The organism is Streptomyces sp. NPDC006309, from assembly GCF_040613095.1.
In the GTDB taxonomy this organism is placed as follows: Bacteria; Actinomycetota; Actinomycetes; order Streptomycetales; family Streptomycetaceae; genus Streptomyces.
In genome coordinates, this window is the sequence record NZ_JBEXRO010000008.1 from 237,659 (window position 1) to 247,753 (window position 10,095).

Annotated in this window: 4 protein-coding genes; all 4 read left to right on the forward strand. The window is 73.4% G+C overall.

The features are described from left to right. Positions 1-800: 800 nt before the first annotated feature. Positions 801-2,018: a LuxR C-terminal-related transcriptional regulator gene (locus ABZ117_RS14430; protein ID WP_356820585.1), complete on the forward strand. Its 1,218-nt coding sequence runs from the start codon at positions 801-803 to the stop codon at positions 2,016-2,018. 224 nt (positions 2,019-2,242) lie between these two features. Then, positions 2,243-2,878, forward strand: coding sequence for an NAD(P)H-dependent oxidoreductase (locus ABZ117_RS14435; RefSeq protein WP_356820587.1), 636 nt, complete (start codon positions 2,243-2,245; stop codon positions 2,876-2,878). Positions 2,879-2,974: 96 nt separating this feature from the next. Next, complete coding sequence (locus tag ABZ117_RS14440) at positions 2,975-4,168, forward strand: cytochrome P450 (protein WP_356820589.1); 1,194 nt, start codon at positions 2,975-2,977, stop codon at positions 4,166-4,168. Positions 4,169-4,437: 269 nt separating this feature from the next. After that, positions 4,438-10,095, forward strand: a 5,658-nt coding sequence (locus ABZ117_RS14445; RefSeq protein WP_356820591.1) for a beta-ketoacyl synthase N-terminal-like domain-containing protein, incomplete at its 3' end; no start/stop codon positions are given.

Consider the following 10,095-nt stretch of genomic DNA (forward strand, 5'->3'; position numbering starts at 1 on the left):
GCAGGGCTTCCCTCCGGGGACGCGGGGCGGCGAGCCGTCTTGCGACGGGGACGGGGGTGGGACTTGTGTGGGGGAATGGTGAACGGTGGCCGTGATCACGCGTGCGCCCGGCCGGTCGTCGGCAAGCGTTAACGGCAGCGTCACGGCGATTCGTGGTGCTTCACCGCATGAATACGTATGGTTGTGCGAAGGGATCCATGAGCGGATGGCGGGGGCGTTATTCCTCGCCGGTCATGTGAGGTTCGTGCGCGACCGCGGTTCACCTTGCGTGTAGCAACACGGACAACCGGCGCACAGGCCAGGGGGGTTACTTGATGTTCTTCATCAAACCGGGCCGTGCCATGCAGCAGCCGCTCCGGCAGGGCGGAGTGCGCGGGCCGTTCGTTCGCGCAGCACGGCGGACGGGGCGCTGAGGCGCTCCGGTCGAGTCGGAGAAGGGCGGACCGCACGGGTCGTCCCGTGCGGGCCGTCGGCGGACAAAGCAGCTGTGAGGTGCGGAATCGTGCTGGACGGCGGACGCGAGCAGACGCAGGACACCTTGCGGTTCTTCCGGGCGGGTCCCCGGAGAGCCACGGCGGGGGACAGGGCACCACCTCCGAGCGGCCCCGAAGAAGCGGCCAACGGGTCAGAGCGACACCCCCACGAGATCAGAACGCCACCCGATCACGAGTCAGAGGTTTGTAGTGCCCCCGCGATATTCAGTCATCTCCGAACAAATTCTTCTGGAATCATCTTCCGAACCGGGCCGCTCTATCGCACAATCCGCGCTGCTCTGGCTCGACGGACGGCTTGGCAAAAGCATGGAGTTAGCGGCCGCGGCGTCGCAACCGGTCCCGGGGGAACGGACCGGTCGCGTCAGCTCGCTCGAGGCCCGCATCTGGTACGCGACGCTGCTGACCCGCGTCCGCGGCCTGCGGCCGGCCGGCCGTCTCATCGCCGGCGCAGCGTCCGCTCCCCACGCGTCGCTCCGCCCGGAGGTGCAGGCGGCGCTGCACCTGTGCCAGGCGGAGATCCACCTCGCCGCGGGGAGACCCGTCGAGGCGGCGGCGGCTGCCCAGGCGGGGCTCCGGCTGGCCGGCCAGGCCGGGAGCCGTGGTCTGCCGCCGCGGGGGCACGTGGTCATGGCCGTGTGCTCGGTGCGCTCCCTGGACCTGACGACGGGCCTGCTGTACGCCAACTACCTGCGGGACGCCGGACTGCTCGGGCAGGAGAACCTCATGCCGGGCCAGTGCGTGTGGGCCGCCGCCCAGGCGCTGGAGGCCCGCAACGGCCTGGAGAGCGTGGCCCATCTGCTGAAGGGCATCGCCCACGACGACGTGCTCACCGGCGACCTGCTGGTGTCCCAGCCGGCGGCGGCCTCCTGGCTGGTGCGGGCCGGGCAGCGCCTCGGCGACGACGGCCTCGCCGAGGGGACCGTCCGCCGCATGAGCGCCCTCGCCCTCGTCAACCGGAGCTTCCGCAGCGTGCAGGCGGCGGCCGAGCACGCCTCCGCGCTCTACGAGCGGGACGCGGACGCGCTGGAGGCGGCCGCGGAACGGCACCTGGACCTGTGGGCCCGGGCGTCCGCGCTGGAGGACGCGAGCCGCCTACGCTCCGCGCGCGTCTCGGAGCGCGACCGGGCGGTCGACCTGCTCCGGCGCGCGGCCGACGCCTACCTGCGGGCCGGCGCGTCCCGCGACCTGTCCCGGGTGCAGAGCCGGATCCGGGAGCTCGACGGCCAGTGCGGCCGGCCGGCCCGCAGCCGGACCCGGGTCAGCCGGCTCACGGACACCGAGTTCGCGGTGGCAGAACTGGTCAGCCAGGGCCTGACCAACGGGCGGGTCGGCAGCCAGCTGTACATCTCGCCCCACACGGTGGCGTTCCATCTGAAGAAGATCTTCCGCAAGCTCGACGTGACCTCCCGCGTCGAACTGGCCCGCTCCTGGAACCGGATCCTGGTCGAGGAACGCCCCGACTCCCCGCGGGAGTCCGAGCCCGGGTTCAAGATCCGGCCGCCCATGGCCCGGCAGGCCGGGTAGCCACCCGCCGGTGCGGGGTCGTCGTCGCAGGTGGCAGCCCCGCGCCGGCACCACCGACCCCGCCCTACCAACCTGGGGGATGCCGCCGCGGCGGTGTCTGCCCGTAGCCTCCCGTCGAGACAAGCACCGCTCCTCACCGTGGTGTGCCGTCCGTCGGCGAGTGCCGGCCGGAAGGGACCGGGCGGGTTGCCGGAACAGCCGTACAAGTGGCCAGGAGACATGTCATGACCCATCTTCTGCACATCGACGCGAGCATCCGCTCCGGCGAGTCCGTGACGCGGCAGCTCACCGCCGAGTTCGCCACCCAGTGGCGGCAGAACCACCCCGACGCCGGCTACACCTACCGCGACCTCGGTGCCGAGCCGGTCCCGCACATCACGCACGAGGTGCGGGAGTGGCTCTTCGACCCGTCCGGCGACCTGCACGGCGTCAGCCCCGAGGAGCAGGCGCTCACCGAGGCGCTCGTCTCCGAGGTCCGCGAGGCGACCACGATCGTGCTCGGCATCCCGATGTACAACTACACGATCCCGTCGTCGGTCAAGGCCTGGATCGACCGGCTGGTCAGCCCGGCCCACATGATCCTCCCGGGTGCCGAGTCCGGCGCGCTGAGCGGCAAGAACGTCATCGCCGTCACCGCGCGCGGCGGCTCCTACGCCCCCGGCACCCCGCGCGAGGGCTGGGACTACCAGGAGCCGTACCTGCGGGCCGTGCTCAGCGCCATCGGCCTCGCCGACCACCTGAAGTTCGTGCACGCCGAACTCACCTTCGCGGCGATCGTGCCCGCCATGGCGCAGCTGAAGCCGCTGGGCGAGAAGTCCCTGGCGGACGCCCGCGACACCTTGCGCAAGCTGGCCCTCTGACCTTCGGCACCACCGTTCTCGCGGGCGGGCGCACCCGTGGGGGGCGCGGTTCTCCGCGGCCAGGTACGTTCGCACACACTGTGGGGAAGGTGCTTCATGAGCGAGATGCTCTCCTACGAAGAAGTCTGGTCACGCACCCATCACTTCGACCCGCCCGCGATCTTCGACGCGCTCCGGGAGGAACGTCCGCTCGCGCGGATGGCCTACCCCGACGGTCACATCGGCTGGATCGCCACCAGCCACCGGCTCGTCCGTGAGGTCCTCAGCGACCCCCGCTTCAGCCACAGCCTGGAGATCGGCCACTTCCCGGTCACCAAGTACGGTGCTCCCGTACCGCAGTTCCCGGCGCTGCCCGGCATGTTCATCCACATGGACCCGCCGGACCACACCCGTTTCCGCCGCATGCTGGCGCGGGAGTTCACCGTCCGGAGCATCGCCGAACTCGCCCCCCGCGTCGAGACGGTGGCCGCCGAGCAGATCGAGGCGGTGCGCGAGCACGGCGCCCCCGCCGACCTGCTCGCGACCTTCGCCAAGCCGTTCGTCCTGCGGGTCCTGTCCGAGCTGGTCGGCCTGCCGTACGAGGAGCGGGAACGGTACCAGGACGTGCCCGCCCTCACCCACGACCCGGACGCTGACGCGGAGGAGGCGATGGCCGCCTACGGGCAGGTCGGCGCGCTCATCGGGGAGACCATCGAGCGCAAGCGCAAGGAACCCGGCGACGACATCATCAGCCGCCTCCTGGCCGCCGGTGAGCTGTCCGACGAGGAACTGGGCAACATGGTGGCCCTGTTGCTGTTCGCGGGCTACGAGACGACGGAGAGCGCTCTCAGTGTCGGTGTGCTGGCGCTGTTGCACCACCCCGGGCAACTCGCCGCCCTGCGCGCCGACCTGACCCGGGTCGACGCGGCGGTGGAGGAGATCCTGCGCTATGTGACCGTCAACCAGTACGAGATCTTCCGCACCGCGCTGGAGGACGTCGAGCTGGACGGCCGGACCGTGAAGAAGGGGGAGACCGTCACGGTGTCCCTGCCGGCCGCCAACCGTGACCCGGCGAAGTACGGCTGCCCCGCGCAGCTCGACCTCGACCGCGACACCGCCGGACATCTGGCGTTCGGCCACGGCATCCACCAGTGCGTCGGCCAGAACCTGGCCCGCCTCGAACTGCGCACCGGCCTGCGCGTGCTGCTGGAGGCCTTCCCGGACCTGCGGGCGGCCACGCCGGCCGAGGAGATCCCGCTGAGCCTGCGCGGATCCGTCTTCGGGCTGAAGAGCCTGCCCGTCACCTGGTAGCACCCCGCACCTCTCGGTCACACCACCCCTCCGACCACCTCCGGCGGCGTGGCGGCGTCCCGCGCAATGTCGCGCGGGGGCGGCCGCCCCCGCTCTTCCGGGCGCCTGACCGCCGCGCGTACCAGCGCGGCACGGGGATGTTCCGCTCCCGTCGCTCAGGACGCAGGCCGGCTGTCCGATGCCGCACAGCCGTCTCGGCCGTGTCCGGCAACCGCTCCCGACCTGCTGCCCCCGGTACCCGCTGCCGCCCTGTGGAAGGAGTCCGAGGCGTGCGTCCCGACCTGGTCACACCGCTTGCGGTCACGCTCCGACAGCACGCTTCCCGCACCCCCGAGAAGGCCGCCTTCGCGGACGACCGGCGCTCCGTCACCTACGGCGAGCTGGAGGCGCGTACCCGGCGGCTCGCCGGACATCTCGTCCGCCTCGGTCTGCGGCGCGGCGACCGGGTGGCGCTGTGCCTCGGCAACTCCGTCGCCATGGTGGAGGGTTACCTCGCGGTCGTGCGCGCCGGCGGCGTCGGCGTCCCCGTGAACCCGCGGTCCGCGCCCGCCGAGCTGGAGTACCTTCTCGCCGACAGCGGCGCGGTGTTCGCCCTCGCCGGGGCAGGCAGTGCAGTGACGTTTCTCCAGGTGGTGGCGTCCACCGCCCCCCGTACGACGGTCCTGGTGGCCGGCACCACGTCCGTACCGGCCGGCACCCACGCCTACGACGAGCTGGCGGTCACCGACCCGGGCACGCCCGCTCCCGACGACCTCGGCCTGGACGAAGTGGCCTGGATGTTCTACACGTCCGGCACCACCGGGCGCCCCAAGGGCGTGCTGTCCACCCAGCGCAACTGCCTGTGGTCCGTCGCCGTCAGCTACGTCCCCCTCCCGGGCCTCACGCCGGACGACCGGGTGCTCTGGCCGCTGCCGCTGTTCCACAGCCTCTCCCACATCGCGTGCGTGCTGTCCGTGACCGCCGTCGGCGCCACCGCCCGCATCACGGACGGCGGTTCCGCCGACGACGTACTGGATCTGCTCCGCGAGGAGAAGGCCACCTTCCTCGCCGGCGTCCCCACCACCTACCACCACCTCGTCGCCACCGCCCGGCGCACCGGCCTGTCCCTGCCCGACCTGCGCATCGGCCTCGTCGGCGGCGCCGTCACCGGCTCCGAGCTGCGCCGCTCCTTCGAGGAGACCTTCGGCGTCCCGCTGGTCGACGCCTACGGCAGCACCGAGACCTGCGGCGCGATCACCATGAACCCGCCGGACGGCGCCCGCGTGGAAGGCTCCTGCGGGCTGCCGGTCCCGGGCGTCGACGTCCGCGTGGTCGACCCCGGTACGGGACAGGACGTGCCCGCCGGGCAGGAGGGCGAGGTCTGGGTCAGCGGCCCCAACGTCATGGTGGGCTACCACAACAGCCCCGAGGCGACCCGCGCCGCCCTGCGCGACGGCTGGTTCCGCACCGGCGACCTGGCCCGCCGCGACGCGGCCGGCTACGTCACCGTCTGCGGCCGGCTCAAGGACCTGATCATCCGCGGCGGCGAGAACATCCACCCCGACGAGGTCGAGGCGGTCCTGCGCGGTGCCCCCGGGGTCGCCGACGCCGGAGTCGCCGGCGCCGCCCACGACACCCTGGGCGAGGTCCCCGTCGCCTGGGTGGTCCCCGGCCCGGCCGGCCTGGACACGGCCGCCGTCCTCGAACACTGCCGCGCCCGGCTCTCCGCCTACAAGATCCCCGAACGGATCCACGAGACCACCGTCATCCCGCGCACCGCCTCCGGGAAGATCGTCCGCCGGCTGCTCGCCGCACAGCCGTACTGGCCGCGGCACACCGCCGACGGCCACCACGACGCCCTGGTCACCTCCGCCTGGATCCCCGCACCCACCGGACCCGCCGCCGCCCGCCCGGCCGCGTGCGCCCTGGTGGGCGAGGACACCGGCGGACTCGCCGCCGCCCTGCGCACGGCCGGCGTCCGCACCGGCCGCCACCCCGACCTGGCGTCCGCGGCCCGGAGCGACGCGCCCCTGACCGTCCTCCTGCCGCCCGCCCCCACCGCCGACCCCGCCACCCCGGCCCGCGTCCTCACCGAACACGTCACCAGAGGCGCCGCCCCCGCACCGCTCGTCGTCCTCACCCGCGGAGCCACACCCGTGGGCGACACCGCGCCCGACCCGGCGGGCGCCGCCCTGTGGGCCGCCGTACGGTCCCTCCAGGCGGACGGACACACGCAGGTGACCGTCATCGACCTCGACACCGACGGCCCGGACGCGGACACGCTGCTCACCGCCCTCGCCACGGACGAACCGCAGGTGGCCGTCCGCGAAGGCCGGCTGCTGCTGCCCCGGCTGCTGCGCGCCCCCCTGGACGACCGGCCACGGCCCGCCCCGGCGCTCACCGGCCCCGGCACCGTCGTCGTCACCGGCACCGACACCCCCCTCGGCGCCGCGCTCGCCCACCACCTCGCCGACGTCCACCGGGCCGCCCACCTGCTGCTCGTCCACGCACCCGGCACCACCGACGGCACCGACCCGGACGCCTGGCCCCCCGGCACCCACACCACCAGCGTCACCGCCGACGGCCCCGGCCCGCACCACGCCCTGGCGGACATCCGGCACCCGGTGACCGCCGTGGTGCACACCACCGGCGATCCCGGCCTGGGCCGCGCCCTCGATGAACTCGCCGACGACGGAACCGAGTTCGTCACCGTCACCGACGGCTCAGCCACCCTGGGCGCGCCCGGCGACCCGGACCGGGCCGTCCGCGACGCCCGCACCGAGGCGGTCACACACGCCCGCCGGGCCAGGGGCGCCACCGCCTCCACCCTGGCCTGGACCGGCCCCCGGGACACCGAGGACGCACCGGAACAACTCGCCCACCTGCTGGCCGCGTTCGACGTCCTGCTGGCCGGCCGGACCCCCGCCCTCCTCGCGCCCCGGCCCACCCTGCCCGACCCGTCCCGGCCGGCACCCGCGCTGCTGCGCGCGCTGATCGAACCACCGGCCCGGCAGTCACGGCCCGACCCGGCGGTCACCGCGGCCCTGCGCACCCGCCTGGCCGGCCTGGACGAACGCGCCCAGCTGTCCCACCTCGAACAACTCGTCCGGGAACAGGCCGCCACGGTCATGAACGGACCTGACGCGGCCCCGCTCCCCGCCGGCCGCGCCTTCCGCGACCTCGGCCTGACCTCGGTGACCGTCGTCGCCCTGCGCGACCGGCTCACCGAGCACACCGGCCTACGGCTGCCCACCACCGTGACCTTCGACCACCCGACCCCGCGCGACCTGGCGGCCCACCTGCACGGCGCGGTCCTCGGCCGGGACGACACCCCGGCGCCACAGGAGCAGCCGGCCGGAGCCGCCGACCCGCAGGAGCCCATCGCCATCGTCGGCATGGCCTGCCGGCTGCCCGGCGGCATCGACAACCCCGACGAACTGTGGCAGTTGCTCGCCTCCGGCCGGGACGCCGTCTCCGGCTTCCCGACCGACCGGGGCTGGGACCTGGACCGCCTCTTCGACCAGGACCCGCAGCAGACGGGCACCTCCTACGTCGACCGGGGCGGCTTCCTGCACGAGGCGGGCCGGTTCGACGCCGGCTTCTTCGGGATCTCCCCGCGCGAGGCCCTGGCGATGGACCCGCAGCAGCGGCTCCTGCTGGAGACCTCCTGGGAGGCGCTGGAGCGGGCCGGTATCGACCCGACCTCCCTGAAGGGCACCGACGTCGGCGTGTTCGCCGGTGTGATGGGCCAGCAGTACGGCACCGGCGGCGAACTCCCCGCGGAACTCGAAGGCTTCGTGACCACCGGCACCGCGACCAGCGTGGCCTCCGGCCGGATCGCCTACGTGTTCGGCCTCGAAGGCCCCGCCGTAACCGTGGACACCGCCTGCTCCTCCTCCCTCGTCGCCCTGCACCTCGCCGCCCAGGCCCTGCGCCGCGGGGAGTGCGCCATGGCCCTGGCCGGCGGCGCCACCGTCATGGCGACCCCGGGCACCTTCGTGGAGTTCTCCCGGCAGGGCGCCCTGGCCGCCGACGGCCGCTGCAAGTCGTACGCGGAGGCCGCCGACGGCACCGGCTGGGCCGAAGGCGCCGGCGTCCTCGTCCTGGAACGCCTGTCGGAGGCCCGCCGCAACGGGCACCGGGTGCTCGCGGTCGTCCGGGGCAGCGCGGTCAACCAGGACGGCGCCTCCAACGGCCTCACCGCTCCCAGCGGACCGTCCCAGCAGCGGGTGATCCGCAAGGCACTGGCCGACGCGGGCCTGACCCCGGCCGACGTCGACGCGGTCGAGGGCCACGGCACCGGCACGACCCTCGGCGACCCGATCGAGGCACAGGCCCTGCTCGCCACCTACGGCCAGGACCGCGAACGACCCCTGTGGCTCGGCTCCCTGAAGTCCAACATCGGGCACACGCAGGCCGCCGCCGGAGTCGCCGGCGTCATCAAGATGGTCCAGGCGCTGCGCCGCGGTGTCCTCCCGGCCACGCTGCACGTCGACGCCCCCTCCTCCCAGGTCGACTGGTCGGCGGGCGCGGTCCGACTCCTCACCGAGGCCCGGGACTGGCCCGACGCCGGCCGCCCCCGCCGGGCCGGGGTGTCCTCCTTCGGCGTGAGCGGCACCAACGCGCACGTGATCCTGGAACAGGTGCCGGACGAGCCCGTCACCCCCACCGAGACGTACGACGGTGTGCTGCCCCTGGTGGTGTCGGCGGCTTCGGTGGGTGCTCTGTCGGGGCAGGCGGAGCGGCTCGGGGTGTTCGTCGGTGACTCGGATGTGTCGCTGGTGGAGGTCGCGGGTGTGCTGGCGGCCCGGCGTGCGGTGCTTTCGGAGCGGGCGGTGGTGGTTGCCGGTTCGCGTGGGGAGGCGGTGGCGGGGCTGGGTGTGCTGGCTCGGGGGGAGTCGGCTGCCGGGGTGGTGAGCGGTGGTACGGCTGTTGCTGGGCGGACGGTGCTGGTGTTCCCCGGTCAGGGTTCGCAGTGGTTGGGCATGGGGCGGGAGTTGCTGGAGTCGTCGCCGGTGTTCGCGGAGCGGGTGGGGGAGTGTGCCCGGGCTCTCGCACCGTGGGTGGACTGGGACTTGATGTCCGTGCTGCGGGGTGAGGTTGATCTGCTGGCGCGGGTGGATGTGGTGCAGCCGGCGAGTTTCGCGGTGATGGTGGGGCTGGCGGCTGTGTGGGCGTCGGTGGGGGTTGTCCCGGATGCGGTGGTGGGGCATTCGCAGGGTGAGATCGCCGCGGCTTGTGTGGCGGGTGCGTTGTCGCTGGGGGATGCGGCGCGGGTCGTGGCGGTGCGCAGTCAGGTGATCGCGGGGGAGTTGGCGGGTCGGGGTGGTATGGCCTCCGTGGCGCTGTCCGAGGCGGACGCTGTCGGCAGGATCGCTGCGTGGGAGGGCCGGGTCGAGGTCGCTGCCGTGAACGGTCCTTCGTCGGTGGTGATCGCCGGTGACGCCGAAGCCCTGGACGAGGCGTTGGCCGCGCTCGCGGCCGACGGTGTGCGGGTGCGCCGGGTGGCGGTGGATTACGCCTCGCACACCCGTCATGTCGAGGCGATCGAGGGGGCTTTGGGAAAGGCGTTCGCGGACATTCGCAGTCTCGCGCCGGTGGTGCCGTTCTTCTCCACGGTGACCGGTGGCTGGGTGCGTGAGGCGGGTGTGCTGGACGGCGGTTACTGGTATCGCAATCTGCGGGGCCAGGTCCGTTTCGGCCCGGCGATCGCCTCCCTCCTCGCCGAGGGCCACACGGTGTTCGTCGAATCCAGTGCCCATCCCGTTCTTGTGCAGCCGGTCAACGAGATCTTCGACGAGGCGCAGTGCGAGGCGGTCGTCACGGGTTCGTTGCGGCGCGAAGAGGGTGGTCTGCGGCGGCTGTTGACGTCGATGGCCGAGGTGTTCGTGCGGGGTGTGGCGGTCGACTGGACCGGTGTGCTGCCCGAGGGTGCCGGGGCCGCGGAT

Excerpts from the sequence above, each read along its gene's own strand:
- ABZ117_RS14430 (WP_356820585.1), top strand. The coding sequence starts at position 801 with ATGGAGTTAGCGGCCGCGGCGTCGCAACCGGTCCCGGGGGAACGGACC.
- ABZ117_RS14440 (WP_356820589.1), top strand. The coding sequence starts at position 2,975 with ATGAGCGAGATGCTCTCCTACGAAGAAGTCTGGTCACGCACCCATCAC.
- ABZ117_RS14435 (WP_356820587.1), top strand. The coding sequence starts at position 2,243 with ATGACCCATCTTCTGCACATCGACGCGAGCATCCGCTCCGGCGAGTCC.